The sequence below is a fragment of the Vagococcus carniphilus genome, from assembly GCF_014397115.1.
Classification (GTDB): Bacteria; Bacillota; Bacilli; order Lactobacillales; family Vagococcaceae; genus Vagococcus; species Vagococcus carniphilus.
Window position 1 is genome coordinate 1,243,388 of sequence record NZ_CP060720.1, and the last position, 18,995, is coordinate 1,262,382.

The following is an 18,995-nucleotide window of genomic DNA, read 5'->3' on the forward strand; positions in this document are numbered from 1 at the left end:
TCTATCGATATATATACATTATGGATAAAAGAAGATAAAATAGGGTTATCATAAAATAATGGATGAGAGTGATAAACTTGGTTAAAACAGTTGATATTGTAAAGAAAAATATTGATTTAACAACAAATATACCTTTAAAGGAAGCAATTTATTTAGCATTAAGAAAAACAATTATTCTTGGGGAAATTGGTGCTGGAGAGAGAATCAATGAATTGGAATTTTCAGAAGCATTTAATATTAGTCGAACGCCAATAAGGTATGCTTTGCAGCGTTTGTTAGATGAAAAATTAGTTGTTCATCAAAAAGGTATTGGTACAATTGTTAAAGGTATTTCAATTAAAGATGCTTATGAGATATATGATATTAGAAAAGCGTTGGATACATTAGCAACAATTAAAGCGATGGAATTAATGACAGATGAAGACTTGGAGGAAATGAAGCAACTTTTAGAGTATGGAAATAAGTTGAACTCAGAAGATCGAGTAGATGAATTATTAGAGAATTTTTCTGATTTTAATTCGTTTATTTATGAAAAAAGTGACATGTTACGGTTAAAATCTATTGTAACGAAACTCCAAACCTATCTTGTTTATTTTAGGGACTTAGCGATACGCTCAAGCGATCGTCGTGATGATGCTATGGCGGAACATTGGTTAATCTATCGTGGCATTAAAAATAAAGATACAGAGCAAATAACGTTAATTACACATGAACACTTAGATAGATCATTACAATTTATTGTAAAAGAAATGGAAGAAAGAGAAATTGCGTATGGAGAAGAGTAAAGAGGTTTCGATTAAGGCTTTTGAAGCGTTACTTAAAGAAGTAAATTTGAGCCCCAAACCAGGTCTTGTTGATCGGTTAAATAATGGTTCGCATAGTGATATGACTTTAACAACATTTTATGATAGCGCCGAAGCTATTTTCCCATTTTTTGAAGGGTATTTTTTATTAGGTCAAAATCATAAAGGAACTGCCTTAGAACTATTTGAAAAAGTAAGGAATCTTGGAGCTAAAGCAGAAAAGGAAATGATGAAAGCTACTCAAAATATTAATACACACAAAGGAGCAAATTTTTCTTTTGCAGTTATTTTAGCTTCAATTGGCAATTACTATCAAAAAACGTCTAAAGTAGAGCTACTTGAAACGGATATTGAAGAGATTTTGAACTACACAAAAGAAATGTGCGCGGGACTTGCTTCAAGAGATTTTAAGCAGTTAGAAAAAAAAGAGAACCTAACAAATGGGGAAAAATTGTTTCTGAAAAAAGGGATTAAAGGTGTTCGTGGTGAGGCTGAATCTGGTTATGAATCATTAAGAGATAACCTTTTACCAAGTTTAAGAAAATACCGCCTTTTAGAAGAAGAAGAGCGCTTCTTAAGAGGTTTTGTTGATTTAATGAGTGATGTTGAAGATAGTAATATTTACCATCGTGGTGGAGAAGAAGGAATTTTATATTTAAAGACGGAAGCAAAAAAAATTCAGCAATTAGATATCTCTAAAGCTGAATTAATAAGTCATTTAAAAGAATTAGATGAAAAAATGATTGCTAAAAATCTGAGCCCAGGTGGTTCGGCTGATTTACTTGCATTGGGGATTTTTCTATTCTCATTAGAAAAGGTTAATTAATTGTAAAACTGTAACCTATACCCCAAATTGTTTTGAGAAATTCAGGTTTTTTAGGATCATCTTCTATTTTGTTTCGTAAATAATTAATATAGACTTTAACCAAATTAGCTTCTCCAGATTGATCATTCCAAACGTTTAAAAGAATTTGTTCTTTTGAAAATACTTGATTTGGATTCTCCATGAAGAAGAGCATAAGATTAGCTTCTTTTGATGACATCTCTATTTTGTCTTCATTTTTATAGAAGCTAAAGGTTTTTTTATCAAACTGAAATGGTCCTACGTTGACTTTTTCAGCTACAGGTTTTAAATCTTTTTTGATTGTTTGATAACGATTTAAAGTACTAGTAACTTGAGCTTTTAAATAATCGATAGAAAATGGTTTGGTGATGTAATAGTCTGCTCCAGTTTCGAGTCCCGTAATAATGTCTTGTTCCTCTGTTTTTCCACTTAAGAAGATAATAGGTGTTAAGGGGAAGTGTTCACGTAAGTGTTGAGCTAAATAGTAACCATCGTTTTCATAGGTAAGTCCAACATCTAATAAAAATAAATCAAAAGAAATACGAGATGAAATATCGATAGCTGAATCAATAGAGTCTGCTTGATATATTAAAAGACCTGTAGACTGAAAAGCTCTCCATGTTAGTTTTCTAATAATAGGATCGTCGTCAACTACAAGGATTTTTTGGTTCTTCATTCTTTATTTTGCCTCCTTAAAAAATTAAAAAAGGTGATGTCGTTGCTTTCTAAACCTTCAGATAAGCGAATAAAAATAATGTTTGTTTCTTTACTAAGTTTAATAGTACTATCAATGGTTTTATTAGTAAATAGCTATTTCAGTATTGAGAAAAGAATTAATAAGAGTGCTGAAGATTATTTGGGAAAAACAAATGATTATGCGATTAGTATTTTAGAACAAAATATTGAAAAATATTATGTATTGTTACAAGAACAGTCTTCTGAATTAATTGCTAGCCTAGATTCCAATGATGTTGATAAAAAAGAGTTGGCTTCATTGTCAGCGATTACAAAAGATGAAGTAGAGGGATTATTTTTACTTGATGAAACATTTAATCACAAAGTTTCAGTTAGATTTAATGATCAAGCTGAATTTTCTGTGAATCAACTGGATGAAGAGTATCTTGATAAAGATAAGAGTTTAAATAAATTTTTAGAAAATAAGGAAATTCGTAATGGCAAAGAATATTTTTTAAATGGATTGTACTACATTAATCTATATATTTATGATAAAAAAAGTCAAAAATCAATTGTGGCACCTATTAATTTACAACGACTTTATAAAAATCAAATAAAGAATGGCTCACAAGTTTATCAAGGGTATACGATGATTAAAAACAGTGATTTTGTTGTTATTATGCATCCATCAACGAATCAAATTAATTTAAATATTACAAAAGATCGGAAAAAAAACTACCCTTCTTTTGATTTTCATGGTTTAGAAAAAGTTGAGAAAATTCAACAAAATCAGGAAGAAGGAACTATTTACTATGATTCCTATTGGTGGGATCAAGAACAGCCGACAGAGGCTGCTAAAATGAGTGTCTTTAAGTGGGTAAACATTGGTGAAAGTCGTTGGGTAGTAGCAACTAATTCTGATGTGAAAGAAAGAAAAGGATTAACTGCTGAAAACTTGTTACTATTATTGGTAATTTTTATCATTATTGTCATTGTATTTATTTTATTTATTTTTATTTTAAGACAGTATCAACATCAATATAAGGTGTACATTAAATATAAAGAATCAGAAAAAAGACGAGAAGAAGAAAGAATCAGACATGATCTAGATTTAAAAATTCAACAAGAGTCTAAACTTGAAACAATTGGAATTGTTTCGACAACCATAGTTCATGACTTAAATAATATATTAACACCACTTCTTGGCATGACAAAATTAATGATGGAAGAAAATAATGAAGATGAGGCACTATTTAGTGATTTAGAATCTATTTATTTATCTGCTAAAAAGGGACAAGAATTATCTGGAAATATTTTAAGGTTTGCTAAATTAGATAATAAAGAAAAAAGAGATTCTGACATTGTTGAGGCAGTTAGTGAGGGTGTTAAAACAATTCGTCCATTGATTCCTAAAAATATTGAATTGGATTTACAGATTATTGACACTAACTATCCAAGTATTTCAATGGAACCACAAGACATTCAAAATATTTTATTCAATTTAATCACAAATGCCTACCAAGCAATTGGTAAGGGCCAAGGAAAGATAATTGTCTCGGTATCTAAAGAAAAAGCAGATGATAGTAAAAAAAATCCGTTCCATTTTAAAAACAAAGAAATAATAGTTATTAAAGTTATGGATAATGGTCCAGGGATACCAAAAGAAATTCAAGATAAAGTACTTGTGACGCCTTTTTACACGACAAAAGATGAAACAGGTGGAACAGGTCTAGGCTTGTTTGTTGTGACATCTTTAGCTAAAAAATATGGTTGGGAAGTTAAACTTTTTTCTGACGAAAATGGAACAACATTTTCTATCAGAATACCTATCTAACTACTTGAGAGAGGAAAACTAATGAAAATTGAACGACTAATGTATATTTTGGTCTCTCTACTTTCTAAAAAATATATTAAAGCAAATGAAATAGCTGATATTTTCCAAGTCTCGGTTAGAACGATTTACCGAGATATTGATACGTTATCTTTAGCAGGTATTCCAATTTATTCAAAGAAGGGAAATGCTGGAGGCTTTTATATAGATGAGGATTACCAATTAAATTCTTTTCTATTTTCTGATGTTGAAAAAAAGGCTGTATATGAAATGAGTCAGAGTTTAACTTCTAGTTTTCATCATCCCAAATTAGAAGAATTAAATCAAAAAATGGCTTATCTTGTTGAAAAAAATAAATCTCAATCACCGTATTTTTTTGATTTAAGCCTTTGGAAAAGTAAACATATCTCTTTAACAGAAATTGAAAAAGCAATTGAAGAAAGCCGTGTGATTGGTTTTGATTATGTCTCTTACTCAGGAGAAGTAACAACAAGAGAAATTGAACCGATTAATATAGTTTGTAAATCTCAAGTATGGTACGTATATGGTTTTTGTCGCCTAAGACAAGAAATGAGATTATTTCGCCTTAGTAGAATCAGAAAAACGTGTTTATCTGGGGAAAGGTTTAGTCCAGAAAAATTTAAACCGATTGAAAAAGAAGATATTAATCAGTTTTAGGAAGGAATCTCTAACTCAGTTAAGATGATTTTCGTTTCATTGGAGTTTGATTTAGAAGTTAGAGCCAGAGTCTATGATATGTTTTCAGAAGAAGAAATTAAAGAAGTTGATAATAAACTTATAGTCGAAAAAGAAATGCCTATGGAAAATTGGTTTATCGAAGTGTTGTTAGGGTTTGGAGGAACACTCAAGGTGATCAAGCCTTTGAATCTTAGACAAAAAATAATTCAACAAGCTCAAAGTATTTTGAAGCAATATGACATACGGTAGTCAAAAAGGTTTGTTAAACTATATTTATCAGGAGAGGATGAATTTAGTGGAAAAAGTATTTTTAAGGTGATAGACTGGCACGAAGAGTTTACAATTGAAGAAAAAATAGCACATGCGAAAGCTACTTATAAAATTGAAGGAGCTTTAACAGGGCAAATTCAAGTCGATTATAGTATTTATTATTTAAATTATAACAAAGAAGAAATTCATGCATCTTCTAGCCGATTTGAAGGATTTATGCTATTTGAAGGAAATATTGGAGAGAAACAAGGAAGCTTTGTTTTGTATGACCGTGGAAGTTTTATTAATAATCAATATGAAGCAAATGTTTCGATTGTTAAAGGTAGTGGAACAGGTGAATTTTTTGATATTTCAGGAGAAGGCACTTATTATCCCGCAAATGACGGTATGCTTCTTGAATTAAAAACTAATATAGGAGAGTAGCACGATGAAACATGAATGGCGAAAACAAGAAAAAGACATCTACTTACCTAAAAAAATTGAAATAACAAGAATACCTGCTTTTAATTTTTTGATTTTAGAGGGTGAAGGTAATCCTAATAGACCAGAGTTCAGTCAGCAAATAGAAGCCCTGTACAGTGTTTCCTATGCAATTAGGATGAAGTTAAAGAAAGGTATAGGTTGTGAAGCTTTCGAATATACTGTTTATCCATTAGAAGGAGTCTGGACAACGAGTGACGGATCAAGAGATGAGTCATTAAATAAAGAGGCACTGGTTTATCGGATAATGATTAGACAACCTGAATCAGCGACAAAAGAAATGGTGTTAGAAGCGATTGAAAATACCAAAGGAAAAAAAGTAAATCCTTATTTAGATGATCTTGTTTTTGAATCTTATGAAGAAGGCCTTGTGAGTCAAATTATTCACACAGGAAGTTTTGATACTGAACAAATGAGTTTTGAAAAAATGGATATGTTTCTAAAAGAGGCAGGTTATTCCAAGAATTGGACAATGAAAAGCTATGCTCACAGAGAAATCTATCTATCTGATGCAAGAAGGGTTACTCCAGAAAAAAGAAAAACAGTTCTTCGCTATAAGTTAAAGGAGTTGAATGAGTCATGAAATTAGATATGGTCGGACTGATTGTTGAGAATATGAAAGAATCAATCTCTTTTTATCAATTACTTGGGTTTCAACTTTTGGAAGGTGATGAAACAGCTAGTTATGTAGAGCTTAATAATGAAGGTGTCAGAATCTCTCTTAATAAAATAGAGATGATAACAGAAGTTTTAGGCTTTAAACCAGAAATAACTGGTGATAAAATTGAGTTGGCTTTTTTATGTGAAAGTAAAAAAGAAGTCAATGAACTAGTTGAAAAAATACGTCAGAATCAGTTTGAGATAATCCAAGAACCTTTCTTAGCTCCTTGGAAACAATATTACGCTCTTGTTCGAGATGCGGACCGAAACATCATTAGTCTATTTGTTAATGAAAACTAAATTAAAAGCCTTCTTTGTTTTTTTATTTTAAAGAACGAGGAAGGCTTTTTTCTTTAATTTGTTTGTTTAAATCTTTAATTTGTTTCTTCTTATTGAAAAATGAAAACGTTATCCTGTATAAGTAGGATGGTTTAATATAAGAACAAGCGTGATTCTATGGATAAATTCATTTAATGGAAACTTGTTTGAAAAAATTAAGGAGGAGCAAAATAATGTACAAAAATTCAGGGAAATTTTCGACTTATTTATTATTGACAACAGCAACTGCTGTTATTTTAACAGGATGTAGTACAAGTCAGTCTGCAGGAAATGATATTAAATTTACTGAAACACCAAAAGCTAAAGTAGATAAAGGAATGGAAAATCAACCAGAGTCTTCTTACTGGTTTCCAGAAGACTTACTTGCTTGGAATTTTAAAAATGATTTAGATGCTAAATACAATGTGAGCACTATTCCGTTAGCTAAACGAGTTGAGAAAAAAGAGTTACCTAAAGCAAACAAAACGCAAAATGATGAGATGAACGTTGTTGCACTATCAATTATGAACAGCAGTACAAGTGGTAATGCACCAAGAGGAATTAATAACTTTGATGCAAATGTTTTTTCCTATTGGCAGTACATTGATCAACTTGTTTATTGGGGCGGTTCATCAGGTGAGGGGATTATTGTTCCTCCAAGTCCAGATGTGATTGATTTAGCTCATAAAAATGGTGTTCCTGTTTTGGGTACTATTTTCTTTCCTCAAACAGCTCATGGTGGAAAAATTGAATGGTTAGAGACATTTTTAACAAAAGATGATAAAGGTGAATTTCCAATTGTTGATAAAATGATTGAGGTTGCTGAAGTTTATGGATTTGATGGCTGGTTTATTAATCAAGAAACTGATACTGAAGTGACTAGCTTTGATGAAGTGAAAAATGGAAAGAAAACGGAAGAGAAAGAGAAAAAAGAAGAGGGATTAAGGAAAGAACATGCTGATTTAATGCAAGAACTAATTAAGGAATTTAAAAATAAATCCAAAGATAAACTTGATATTATGTGGTATGACTCTATGACAAGTGACGGGAAAATGGATTGGCAAAATGCTTTAACAGATAAAAATAAAGACTACATGGTTGATGCTAATATGGAACCTTTATCAGATAGTATGTTTTTAAATTTTTGGTGGAATACAGAAGAATTAGCTAAAAAAGAGTTATTAAAATCATCGAATGAAAAGGCAAAAGAATTGAAAATAGATCCCTATGATTTGTATGCAGGAATTGACGTACAAGAAAATGGGTTTATGACTCCTGTAAATTGGAGTCTCTTAACTGATGACAAAGGCAATCCGTATACATCATTAGGATTATATGTGCCTAGTTGGACGCATGCCTCTTCTGATAACCCAACTGATTTTGAAGAAAAAGAAAGCATGTTTTGGGTAAATGATGAGTCAGACTCATCAAAAGGCAAGCTACCTAAAGGAGAAGAGTGGCCTGGTATTTCAACTTTTTCTGTTGAGCAGACTGCTATTACAGAGTTGCCTTTTGTCACTAATTTTAATTTAGGAAATGGTTATAATTATTTCATTGATGGAGAGAAAGTTTCTAGTATGGAATGGAATAACCGAAGTATGCAAGATATTTTACCGACTTATCGCTGGCAGTTTGATCATGAAAAAGAAAATAAGCTTGATGCAACAATGGATTATACAGAAGCCTATCAAGGTGGAAATTCATTAAAACTTCGAGGGCAAATGGATAAAAAAACTCCAAGTAAGATGAAATTATATGAAACAAAAGTTAATTTATCTAAAGATGTAACATTTACAACAACTGCTAAAGCATCTGAAGAAACTGAATTAAATCTTATTTTAGGGTTTGTTGATGGTTCAAATAAAACGATTAAATCAGATAAAATGATTGATAAGGACTGGACGACTGTTACATACGACATGAAAAAAATTGGAAATAAAACAATTACTTCAATTGATTACGAGATTATTTCTCAAACAAAATCAGATACGTATGAAATGAAGTTTGGTCAAATAAGTGTATTACCAAAAATGAAAGATGACAAAATTTTAGTTAAAAATCTAAAGATTGAAGATACCATTTTTGACGAAGAAGAAAGCAATTTTGCAGGAGTTAGATTAATTTGGGAAGAAAGTAGATCATCTAATCTATCTCATTATGAGATTTTTAGAGTTAATAAAGATAAAACACGAACTTTCTTAGGCGCAACTCCAGCAAATAATTTTTATATTAATGGACTAGAAAGACAAAAAGAAGAAACAAAAACAGATTTTGAAGTGGTTCCTGTTTCAATTAAAGGAAAAGAAGGAAAAGCCTCAAATTCTGTTACTATGGAGTGGCCTGATAACACAGTGCCAAAAGCATCGTTTAAAGCAAGTAGAACACTCATTGCACCAGGAGAATCTGTAACATTTAATAATACTTCTTCCAAAAATACAGATAGTGTCACATGGGAATTTGAAGGAGCCAACATCGAGACGAGTAAAGAGAAGTCTCCAACAGTTACCTTTAAGAATCCAGGCGTTTATCAAGTAAAATTAACAGCTAAAAACAAATCAGGAAAAACTCAGGTTGAGATGAAAGACTTAATTACAGTCGATGATAAGGCATCTGGAGATTTAAAACTTTTATCAAAAGGTGCTAAGACGGAAGCTTCCTCATTTGTTAATGATGGTGAAGCACCTGAGTTTGCTGTAGATGGTAAACTAGATACTAAATGGTGTGCCACGGGTAATCCACCTCATCATATAACAGTTGATTTAGGAAGTATAAAAACAGTTAGTGAAGTTCATATCGGTCATGCCGAAGCAGGTGGAGAAGGAGCAGATATGAATACAAGAGCCTATACGATTGAAGTAAGTGAAGATGGAAAAAACTTTAAACAAGTAACTCGGGTTATAGGTAATGAGTTAGGAGAAACTGTAGATACTTTTGCAGCTACAAAAGCACGTTTCGTTCGTTTGACGACTGATAAACCAACACAAGGATCAGATACGGCTGTGAGGATTTATGATTTAGGCGTATATGGTTTGAAATAGAAAAAGAACATGATTCATTTATTATGAGTCATGTTCTTTTTATTAGAATAATAAACCAGTTAATATAACGATTATTTCAGCAATTAATGTTCCTACTGAAACGGTAATAAAGGTTTGTTTAAAAGCATTTTTATGATTTAAGCCAGTCAAAGCAAGAAATGTTAAGAAAACACCACTTTGAGGAACAATTGTTAATATATTAGAAGCAATTGCTGCGACTCTATGGATCATTTCAGGATCAACGCCTTTATCTAAATAAAACTGTGCAAAGTTGGGCATTACAATACCTAAAGCTCCTGATGATGAACCTGTAATAGCAGACATGGATGAAGTTAAAACAGTCAGGCTAATTAAAGGATTTCCAGGGATATTTAAAATTAAATCAGAGAAAAATTTAAAACCGGGTGCAATCATAACTACTGCTCCAAAAGCAACTGCAGAAGCTGTCGCAAAAATAGGGGCAATAGAACCACTAGCTCCTAAGTTAAAGGTTTTAATTTTTTCAGGAATAAAATTTCTAAATAAAATGAATGCTAAGATAATAGCTGAAAGTAAAGCAATGTAAATGATATTTTTCTTTAAAAACTCTCCTCCAAAAATACTACCGGATAAGGCAAGTATGATTAGTAAAAGAAGTGGCGAGATACTAGGGATAAAATTAGGGAGTTCTTTTTCTTCAACAACTTCATTAGCATCTAGGACATAAGTAGAATAAGTTTCTCCTTTTTCTAAACTTTTATTTAAACAATATTTCATATAAAATAAGCCAAAAGTAATACAGCCAATAGAACCTAGTATACTAGGAATTGCAGCTGCAGTTAGAGAAGTGTTTAAATACTGAATAGGAATAACGTTTTGAATTGCAGGTGTACCAGGTAAGATTGTCATTGTAAATGTGGCAATACCTAACCAAAGAGGAACTTGAATCAGATTCCAAGATAAATCCATTTTTTTAAATAAGCTTCTTGCAAGAGGTAAAACAGCAAACATAACAACAAATAAACTAATACCACCATAAGTTAAGATAGCACTAACAGCGAAAATCGCAACAAGAACTTTGTATGGACTATCATAACCAACTTTTTTTAAAATATAATCAGCTATAGCTGTTGTAGCTCCACTAACTTCCATTAATTTAGCTAAGATAGAACCTAATAAAAAAATAGCAAAATAATTTAAAATATAAGTTGATAAAGCCCCCATATACTGATTTGCTTCTTTACCTAAAAGTGAAGTGATAGGATCCATTTGATTAAATAAAATAACGATTGCTGTTGCAAGTGGTGCAGCAATAATAATGTTAATTTCTTTTAACGAAAAGTATATGATGGCAATAACACCCAATAGTACACCAATAGAACCAATAATTTCCATAATAATAATTATCCTCCTTATTTGAGAAAACAAAGAGACGAACTAAAAGTGTCAGTCTCTTTGTCTAGCAATTAAATTATTGAGCAGTGTAACCGCCATCTAAGATACAAGCTTGACCTGTTACTCCTTTAGCTTTGTCACTTGCTAAGAATGACACGTAATCAGCAATTTCTTGAACATCAATTAAGCGTTTTTGAGGAACTAGTGGGTACAATACTTCTTCTAAAACATTTTCTAATGGAATATTGCGTGTTTTAGATAAATCTTCAAATTGCCCTCTTACAAGTGGAGTATCCACGTAGCCAGGACAAATAGCATTAACAGTAATACCAGAGTCAGCAGCTTCTAAAGCAGCAACTTTTGTTAAGCCGATTAGACCATGCTTTGAAGAGTTGTAAGCAGATTTTCCAGCAAATCCAATTACTCCGTTGATAGAAGCCATATTGATTACACGTCCATGTTTTTGAGCTTTCATAGTTGGAAAGGCACGTTTGATAGCGATAAAAGGAGCAATCAACATAATTTTAACCATAAATTCAAATTTGTCAGCAGGGAAGTCTTCAATCATTGATACGTGTTGTAGTCCAGCATTGTTAACTAAAATATCAATACGTCCATATTTTTCAACGACTGTATCAATGGCACTGTTGATAGCATCTTCACTTGTTACATCACATAGAACACCAAAAGCATCAAAACCTTCTTTATTGTAATCTGCTACAACTTCATCTAATTTTTCTTTGTTAATATCTGAAAAGACCACAGTTTTACCTTCTTTTAGGAAAGTTTCACCAATCTGTTTACCAATACCACTTGCTGCTCCTGTTACAAATGCAACTTCTTTTGAATGTGTCATTATAAAAATCCTCCAATATATTATTTTATTTTGTTTTATTAATTAAAATTGCTTCTGTTGCTTCTTGGACTTCTTCAAAAGTGAAATCAGGATGAATTTCAATAGCGCATAGTCCATCTTCTTGGTATTCAAAAACACCCATCTCAGTAATAATCATACTAACAACACTTTGAGCAGTTAATGGAAGAGAACACTCATTTAAAATTTTATGTTTTCCTTTATTTGTATGTTCCATAGCAACAATAACTTTTTTTGCTCCTACTAATAAATCCATTGCACCACCCATACCAGGCACCATTTTTCCGGGAATTAAATAGTTAGCAATATTTCCGTGTTGATCAACTTGAAGAGCGCCTAAAACAGTCGCTGCCACATGTCCACCTCTGATGATACCAAATGAGGTAGAGCTATCAAAAAACGCACCACCTGGTAAAATACCGACTGGTTGCCCTCCCGCGTTGACAATTGAAGGATCATAATTATCTTCAGTACCTGCAGTTAATCCAACAAATCCATTTTCGGATTGTAAAGTAATAGTAACATCCTCTGGAATATAATTAGCTACTTTAGTTGGTAAACCAATTCCTAAATTGACTAATGTATTATTTTCTAATTCTTGTGCGACACGTTTAGCGATACGTGATTGAACTTCCTCTTTTGATAAAACAACTTGTTCTATTGACATTGATTATTCTCCTTTCACCAAATAGTTAACAAATATGCCAGGGGTATGGACAAAATTAGGATTAATTTCTCCTACACTGACAATTTCTCTAGCTTCAACGATTGTAGTATCAGCATTACTTGCCATTACTTGGTTAAAGTTATTTTCAGAACCTAAATATTGAAGGTTACCATTTTCATCTGCTTTATCTGCAAAAATTAATGCAACATCAGCTTTTATAGGTTTTTCTAGTAAATAATCTTTCCCATCTATAGAGATGATTTCTTTACCTTCTTCAACTAGAGTTCCTATGCCAGTTGGCGTTAAAAATCCACCCAGACCAAAGCCTCCAGAACGAATCTGTTCAGCTAAAGTACCCTGAGGAACAAGATCAATGATTGTTTCTTTTTCATTCATTTGTCGACCAGCTTCTTTATTTAAACCGATATGAGAAGCTATAATTTTTGAAAATTGTTTATTAGCTACCATTTTTCCAACGCCCTTGTCAGGAAAACCAGCATCATTACAAATGAGGGTTAAATTTGTAACACCCTTTTCAACTAAAGCATCAATCAATTTTTCTGGTGTTCCATTTGCCATAAAACCGCCCACCATAATAGTATCGCCATCACTAATAAGTTTTGTAGCATCATTAATTGTGATTGTTTTACACATGTTTGTTCCTACTTTCTATTTATTATTGTTCATTTTTAACAACGACAGCAGTTCCTTGGCCCCCACCAATGCATAATGTCGCTAAACCATTTTCTGCATTGCGTTTTTTCATTTCATGGATTAAAGAAACAAGGATTCTAGCTCCACTAGCTCCAATTGGATGACCCAGTGCGATAGCTCCACCGTTAACGTTAACAATATCTTTATTTAATTTTAGTTCGTTTAATACTGCTATTGATTGAGCTGCAAAGGCCTCATTTGATTCAATTAAATCTAAATCGTTCACAGTTAAATTGGCTTTTTTTAGAGCTTTTTTAGAAGCTGGAATTGGCCCAGTTCCCATTAGCTCAGGTGCCACACCAGCGCTTGCATAACTGGTAATAGATACTAATACTTTTAGACCTAATTCTTTAGCTTTTTCTTCGGTCATTAACATCACCATAGCAGCTCCGTCATTAATTCCAGAAGCATTACCAGCTGTAACGGTTCCTTCGCCTGGTAAAAAAGCAGGTCTTAATTTTTGTAGTGTTTCAAATGTTGTTCCAGGTTTTGGGTATTCATCTTGTGCCATTAAAATAGGATCTTTTTTACGTTGAGGAATTGAAACCGGAACAATTTCTTCTTTGAAGCGTTCAGTTTCAAGAGCTTTAGCAGCTTTTTCTTGACTACCTTGAGCAAATTTATCTTGTTCTTCACGAGTGATACCATATTTTTTTGCAACATTTTCAGCTGTAATACCCATATGATAGTGATTAAAGGCATCCGTTAAACCATCGTTTACCAAAGTATCAATCACTTGGGCATTACCTAATCTTTGGCCAAAACGTTGATTTTGTAAAACATAGGCTGCTTGCGACATGTTTTCAACCCCACCAGCTATCACAATCTCTGCATCTCCTAAAAGGATACTTTGAGTTGCTAATTCAATCGCTTTTAACCCAGAGCCACAAACCATGTCTAAAGTGAATGCGGTTTTATCACTTGGTATACCAGAGTGAATGGCAACTTGTCGTGCAACATTTTGTCCTAATCCTGCATGAAGCACGTTTCCTAAAATAATTTCATCGATCATATCTGGTTTCACTTGAGTGGTTTCTAAAATACGTTTCATGACTGTACTTCCAAGATCTACAGCAGAAATATTTTTAAATGCTCCTCCAAATGAACCAATTGGAGTCCTTAAAGCTTCAACAATGACAATATTTTTTTTCATAATATGTTAAATCCTTTCTTTTTTGTAAAACGTTTCCACACACACAAGATATCAAGTTGCTTATTGTTTTGAAAATACATAAATTTTAGAATAGTATAAATTTAATTTATACTATATGCGTAATTGCTATTGATATAAGGGTTATGAGATACTATGAATATAAAAAAGTATAAGTATACATAATAGTTATGGAGACCATTACTAAAAAATATAGCGAGGTGCTTATTTTGGATATTAAACAGTTAAGATATTTTATGACAATTGTAGAAAATGATTTTAATTTGAGTAGAGCAGCTGAATTACTTTACGTTTCTCAACCAACCTTGAGTATGATGATCAATGATTTTGAAAAAAAAGAAGGAATAAAACTTTTTAAAAAAGAAAAAGGCCGCATGACAGGCTTAACTTATGTAGGAGAGAATTACTACAAAGATGCTTGCATCGTTTTAGAAGATTATAATGAAATGTTAAAAAATTTACATGATCAGTCAAAGGGCGTGAAAGGAACTATAAATATTGGCATACCTCCTTTAGTTTTATCAGTAGTTTTTTCGACAGTAATGCCTAAATTGATTTTAGAAAATCCTGATATTAAATTTAATATTAAAGAAATAGGAGCCTATGAATTAAAAAATGATTTATTGTTAGGTAATGTAGATATTGCTGTTTTACTGTCTCCCACAGGATTAGCGGATAATTTGATTGAGACAGTAGAAATTCAACGTTCGGAACTAGCTGTATTTGTTTCTCCAAAACATAAATTGGCTAAAAAGAAAGAAATCAAATGGGAAGATTTAGATAATGAAAAATTGGCTATATTTGATAATACATTTATGATTAATCATTTACTAACTGAAGCGTTTGAGAGGCATAAAGTACATCCGAATGTGATACTAACATCTGGTTCATGGGATTTTATGTTGAATTCAACTAAAATTAATCACGATATAGTTACAATTTTACCTAAACCAACTAACGATTTATACCAAGTAACTGATGTTGCATGTATTCCAATGTCACAACCTGTTTCATGGCGAGTTGTTTTAACGAGGCTCAGAAAAGAAAACTATTCAAGAATTGAGTCGTATATTCTAGACTCGCTAATACAATCGTTTATTGAAAACAAACAATGATTTTGAAGTATTTTAAAATCAAAATTTTTAACCCTATAATTTTTAGTTATATCTCATATGATTAAACAGTATTAGATATTATTTTAAAAAGGTATTATATTCGTGTTGTTGAAACAAGCAATCCGAATATAATATTTTTTTGTTATATTAATTGCTTTTTTAATCTATATTGCTCAATTGTTAACAAAATAAGAATAGGAGAGATTTCAATGCAAAAAATGTATGAAAGTGTTACTCAAGACAATATTCAATTAGGTCAAATAGCTGAAAAATCAAAGCGTATTACTGAATCAGATGTGGATTTATTTGCTCAAACAACAGGTGATATGAATCCAGCTCATACGGATGAAGAATATGCTAAAACAAGTATATTTAAGACTAAAATTGCTCATGGAATGTTAGGAGCTGGGCTAATATCTGCCACTTTAGGAATGGATTTACCGGGACCTGGTACTATTTATTTAGGACAAGATTTAAAATTTCTTCATCCTATTTATTTTGATGATGTGATTGTAGCAAAAGTAGAAGTTGTAAATTTGATTGATAAAAAGAAATTTATCATGGCGGAGTTAAGAACAACTGTTGTAAATCAAGACGGTGATTTAATAATAGACGGGACAGCAACTGTTATCCCACCAAAAGGAGAGTAATAAGTAAGATGAAAGTAGAAATGAAATTAAAAGGTAATATGGCAAGATCAGTAAATCCATATGGTTGTAAACAAGAAGTATTAAATCAAATTAATTATGTCAAAGCAGAAGGGGACTACGAAGGTCCGAAAAAAGTTCTTGTATTAGGTGCTTCTTCTAGTTATGGCTTAGCAAGTCGAATTACAGCAGCATTTGGTAGTCACGCGGATACAATTGGTGTGTCATTTGAAAGAGGACCTAAAGATGAATCGATGTTAGGAACAGCAGGTTGGTATAATAATATTTTCTTTAGAGAATTTGCAGAACAAGAGGGCTTAATTGCTAAAAACTTCATCGGAGATGCCTTTAGTTTAGAAATGAAAGAAGAAGTTATTAAGTACATTAAAGAATCTTTTGGTGGAAAGGTTGATATGCTGGTTTATAGTTTAGCCGCACCTAAAAGAACAGATTATAAAACAGGTATCACATATTCATCAGCTCTAAAACCGATTGGTCAAGAAGTTTCAGGAGAAAATATTAATTTAGAAAAAGAAGAATTATTTACTCAAGTTGTCGAACCGGCTACAGAGGAAGAAATTGAAGGTACTGTAAAAGTTATGGGCGGTGAAGATTGGGAATGGTGGATAGAATTGCTAAAAGAAGCAGATTGTTTAGCAGAGGGATTTAAAACCGTTCTTTATTCTTATATTGGGCCTAAAGTGACTCATGCGTTTTATCATGATGGTTCATTAGGTGTTGCAAAAGAACAAGCTGAAGAATCCTCTAAACGTATTAACGAGAATATTAGAGAATTAAATGGACAAAGTTTAATTTGTGTTTCAAAAGCAGTTACAACAAAAGCAAGTGTTGTAATTCCTATTTTACCTAAATATTTAATTTGTCTTTACAAGGTTATGAAGGAACAAGGAATTCATGAAACACCAATTATGCATAAAGATCGCATCTTTAGAACAATGCTTTATGGAAATGAAGCTAATTATGATGAAAAAGGTAGACTACGTCCAGATAGTTGGGAATTATCTGATGATGTTCAAAGAAAAGTAAATGATTTAATGGCACAATTGACTCCACAGAATTTTAAATCTGATTTAACAGAATATCAATTGTTTAAAAAAGAATTCTTTAATTTAAACGGCTTTGAAGTCGAGGGAAATACTATTAATGAAGTTGACTTTGAAACATTAAAAGCAATGAAACCATAGGAGGAGAAAAAATGACTGTTAAGTTTATCAAATCAAGTGAAGTGCCATCTTTAATTAAGGATGGAGACACACTAGCTGTTGAAGGTTTCATTGGAACAGGAGTGGCTGAAGAAATTCATGAAGCAGTAGAAAATTACTATGATAAAAATCAACACCCTAAAAATATCACATTAATGTACGCAGCAGGTATTGGTGACGGGGGAAATAGAGGACTTAATCATTATGCAAAAGAAGGTTTAGTTAAAAGAGTTATCGGGGGGCATTGGGGATTAGCACCTAAATTACAACCTCTTGTTTCAGAAAATAAAATAGAAGCATATAATTTTCCTCAAGGTGTAATTTCTCAAATGTTTAGGGACATAGCAGCCAAAAAGCCATTTTTAATAACTAAAGTTGGTTTAGGTACTTTTGTTGATCCAGATATTTCTGGAGGAAAACTAAATGAAGTAACAAAAGAAGATTTGGTAACTAAAATGACATTTAATGGTGAAGATTATTTAGCTTATTCTCTCCTTCAACCTAATGTAGCTATTATGAAAGGAACTTATGCAGATAATCAAGGAAACATTGCTTTTGATGATGAACCGTTAACGTTAGAGGCAACCTCGCTTGCAATGGCTGTTAAGAATGCAGGGGGAATTGTCATTGTTCAAGTAAAACGACGTGTTCTTTCAGGTTCTTTAGATCCTAAATTAGTTAAAATACCAGGGCTATTAGTTGATTATGTAGTTGAAGTGGAAGATGAGAGTAAGCATATGCAAACTTTCGGTACTCAGTTTAATTCAGATTTTATTAAGTCTGATGTCGTTAAGTCTGAAGGGGCTATCGATGTACCTCTAAATGAAAGAAAAGTAATCGCAAGACGCTCTGCTCAATTGATTCCAGCAGATGCGAAAATTGTTAACTATGGTATTGGAATGCCAGAAGTTATCTCTTCAGTCTTAAAAGAAGAAGGGGCTAATGGGAAGTTCACGACAACTATTGAGCCAGGTAGTTTTGGTGGAATACCAGTTGGTGGCTTAGATTTTGGTGCAGCAATATCACCTGAATCAATTATTGACCAATCATATATGTTTGATTTTTATGATGGTGGAGGAATTGATATTGCTTTTTTAGGCCTTGCTGAATGTGATAAATATGGAAATATAAATGTGTCAAAATTTGGCCCTAAAATTGCTGGGGCTGGTGGTTTTATTAATATCACTCAAAATACTAAAAATGTTATTTTTTGTGGAACCTTTACTGCTGGAGGACTAAAAACGGAGGTAGTTAATGGTGAAGTCATCATTAAAAATGAAGGGAAAAAATCTAAATTCGTTGAAAATGTTGAGCAGATAACTTTTAGTGGAAAAACTGCTATAAGTAATAAGCAGAATGTTTTTTATGTGACAGAAAGGGCAGTCTTTAAATTGGTACCAGAAGGTGTAGAATTGATTGAGATTGCTCCAGGAATTGATTTAGAAGAAGATATTTTAGCAAATATGTCTTTTAAACCTATCATCTCAAAAGAACTAAAATTGATGGATCAATGTATTTTTTCTGAAAATAAAATGAATTTAGCTTATTAAACTAAAAAGTAAAGGTTGAAACAAAACTAAAAAACAGTTTTG

Annotated in this window: 19 protein-coding genes; 13 read left to right on the forward strand and 6 right to left on the reverse strand. The window is 32.1% G+C overall.

Annotated elements, in window-relative coordinates; genetic code table 11:
• Positions 1-77 precede the first annotated feature (77 nt).
• Positions 78-785 carry a GntR family transcriptional regulator gene (locus tag H9L18_RS06215; RefSeq protein WP_126791793.1) on the forward strand — a complete coding sequence of 236 codons (708 nt, stop codon included), beginning with the start codon at positions 78-80 and terminating at the stop codon, positions 783-785.
• Positions 772-1,629, forward strand: coding sequence for a triphosphoribosyl-dephospho-CoA synthase CitG (gene citG, locus H9L18_RS06220; protein WP_126791791.1), 858 nt, complete (start codon positions 772-774; stop codon positions 1,627-1,629). The genes H9L18_RS06215 and citG overlap by 14 nt, the downstream gene beginning before the upstream one ends.
• Here citG and H9L18_RS06225 read toward each other — a convergent pair.
• A complete protein-coding gene (locus H9L18_RS06225; protein WP_126791789.1) occupies positions 1,622-2,323 on the reverse strand; it encodes a response regulator transcription factor in 702 nt (233 codons plus the stop codon). The two genes, citG and H9L18_RS06225, sit on opposite strands and share 8 nt — an antisense overlap.
• Before the next feature lie 114 nt (positions 2,324-2,437).
• Between H9L18_RS06225 and H9L18_RS06230 the strand changes: the two genes are divergently transcribed.
• The 7 genes from H9L18_RS06230 (at position 2,438) to H9L18_RS06260 (ending at position 9,618) form a co-directional block, all read left to right on the forward strand.
• Positions 2,438-4,156: a sensor histidine kinase gene (locus tag H9L18_RS06230; protein WP_185847405.1), complete on the forward strand. Its 1,719-nt coding sequence runs from the start codon at positions 2,438-2,440 to the stop codon at positions 4,154-4,156.
• A 21-nt stretch (positions 4,157-4,177) separates the two neighbouring features.
• Positions 4,178-4,831 (forward strand): helix-turn-helix transcriptional regulator, encoded by a 654-nt coding sequence (locus H9L18_RS06235; protein ID WP_126791785.1) that lies wholly within the window; start codon positions 4,178-4,180, stop codon positions 4,829-4,831.
• A gap of 24 nt (positions 4,832-4,855) precedes the next feature.
• Complete coding sequence (locus H9L18_RS15585; RefSeq protein ID WP_126791783.1) at positions 4,856-5,101, forward strand: WCX domain-containing protein; 246 nt, start codon at positions 4,856-4,858, stop codon at positions 5,099-5,101.
• Between the two features lie 66 nt (positions 5,102-5,167).
• On the forward strand, positions 5,168-5,545 hold the full coding sequence (locus H9L18_RS06245) for a DUF3224 domain-containing protein (RefSeq protein ID WP_185847403.1): 378 nt from the start codon (positions 5,168-5,170) through the stop codon (positions 5,543-5,545).
• A gap of 4 nt (positions 5,546-5,549) precedes the next feature.
• Positions 5,550-6,185 carry a GyrI-like domain-containing protein gene (locus H9L18_RS06250; protein WP_126791779.1) on the forward strand — a complete coding sequence of 212 codons (636 nt, stop codon included), beginning with the start codon at positions 5,550-5,552 and terminating at the stop codon, positions 6,183-6,185.
• Complete coding sequence (locus H9L18_RS06255; protein WP_126791777.1) at positions 6,182-6,562, forward strand: VOC family protein; 381 nt, start codon at positions 6,182-6,184, stop codon at positions 6,560-6,562. The genes H9L18_RS06250 and H9L18_RS06255 overlap by 4 nt, the downstream gene beginning before the upstream one ends.
• Before the next feature lie 212 nt (positions 6,563-6,774).
• A complete protein-coding gene (locus H9L18_RS06260; RefSeq protein WP_126791775.1) occupies positions 6,775-9,618 on the forward strand; it encodes an endo-beta-N-acetylglucosaminidase in 2,844 nt (947 codons plus the stop codon).
• Between the two features lie 42 nt (positions 9,619-9,660).
• On the opposite strand, the gene H9L18_RS06265 is transcribed toward H9L18_RS06260, so the two are convergent.
• From H9L18_RS06265 to H9L18_RS06285, 5 genes are all read right to left on the reverse strand, one after another.
• Positions 9,661-10,992 (reverse strand): GntP family permease, encoded by a 1,332-nt coding sequence (locus tag H9L18_RS06265; RefSeq protein WP_126791773.1) that lies wholly within the window; start codon positions 10,990-10,992, stop codon positions 9,661-9,663.
• Positions 10,993-11,068: 76 nt separating this feature from the next.
• Positions 11,069-11,848: a 3-hydroxybutyrate dehydrogenase gene (locus H9L18_RS06270; RefSeq protein ID WP_126791771.1), complete on the reverse strand. Its 780-nt coding sequence runs from the start codon at positions 11,846-11,848 to the stop codon at positions 11,069-11,071.
• Positions 11,849-11,873: 25 nt separating this feature from the next.
• Entirely contained in the window at positions 11,874-12,533 is a 660-nt protein-coding gene (locus tag H9L18_RS06275; protein ID WP_126791769.1) for a 3-oxoacid CoA-transferase subunit B, read from the reverse strand.
• A gap of 3 nt (positions 12,534-12,536) precedes the next feature.
• A complete protein-coding gene (locus H9L18_RS06280) occupies positions 12,537-13,187 on the reverse strand; it encodes a CoA transferase subunit A (protein ID WP_126791767.1) in 651 nt (216 codons plus the stop codon).
• 22 nt (positions 13,188-13,209) lie between these two features.
• Positions 13,210-14,400 carry an acetyl-CoA C-acetyltransferase gene (locus tag H9L18_RS06285; RefSeq protein ID WP_126791765.1) on the reverse strand — a complete coding sequence of 397 codons (1,191 nt, stop codon included), beginning with the start codon at positions 14,398-14,400 and terminating at the stop codon, positions 13,210-13,212.
• Between the two features lie 227 nt (positions 14,401-14,627).
• Here H9L18_RS06285 and H9L18_RS06290 point away from each other — a divergent pair, with 227 nt between their 5' ends.
• The 4 genes from H9L18_RS06290 (at position 14,628) to H9L18_RS06305 (ending at position 18,953) form a co-directional block, all read left to right on the forward strand.
• Positions 14,628-15,533 (forward strand): LysR family transcriptional regulator, encoded by a 906-nt coding sequence (locus tag H9L18_RS06290; protein ID WP_126791763.1) that lies wholly within the window; start codon positions 14,628-14,630, stop codon positions 15,531-15,533.
• A 209-nt stretch (positions 15,534-15,742) separates the two neighbouring features.
• The gene (locus H9L18_RS06295; protein ID WP_246433317.1) at positions 15,743-16,183 is read left to right on the forward strand and encodes a MaoC family dehydratase; all 441 of its coding nucleotides are present in this window, start codon (positions 15,743-15,745) and stop codon (positions 16,181-16,183) included.
• An 8-nt stretch (positions 16,184-16,191) separates the two neighbouring features.
• Positions 16,192-17,385, forward strand: a complete 1,194-nt coding sequence (gene fabV, locus H9L18_RS06300) for an enoyl-ACP reductase FabV (protein WP_126791761.1) — start codon at positions 16,192-16,194, stop codon at positions 17,383-17,385.
• A gap of 11 nt (positions 17,386-17,396) precedes the next feature.
• Entirely contained in the window at positions 17,397-18,953 is a 1,557-nt protein-coding gene (locus H9L18_RS06305; protein WP_126791759.1) for an acyl CoA:acetate/3-ketoacid CoA transferase, read from the forward strand.
• Positions 18,954-18,995: the final 42 nt, after the last annotated feature.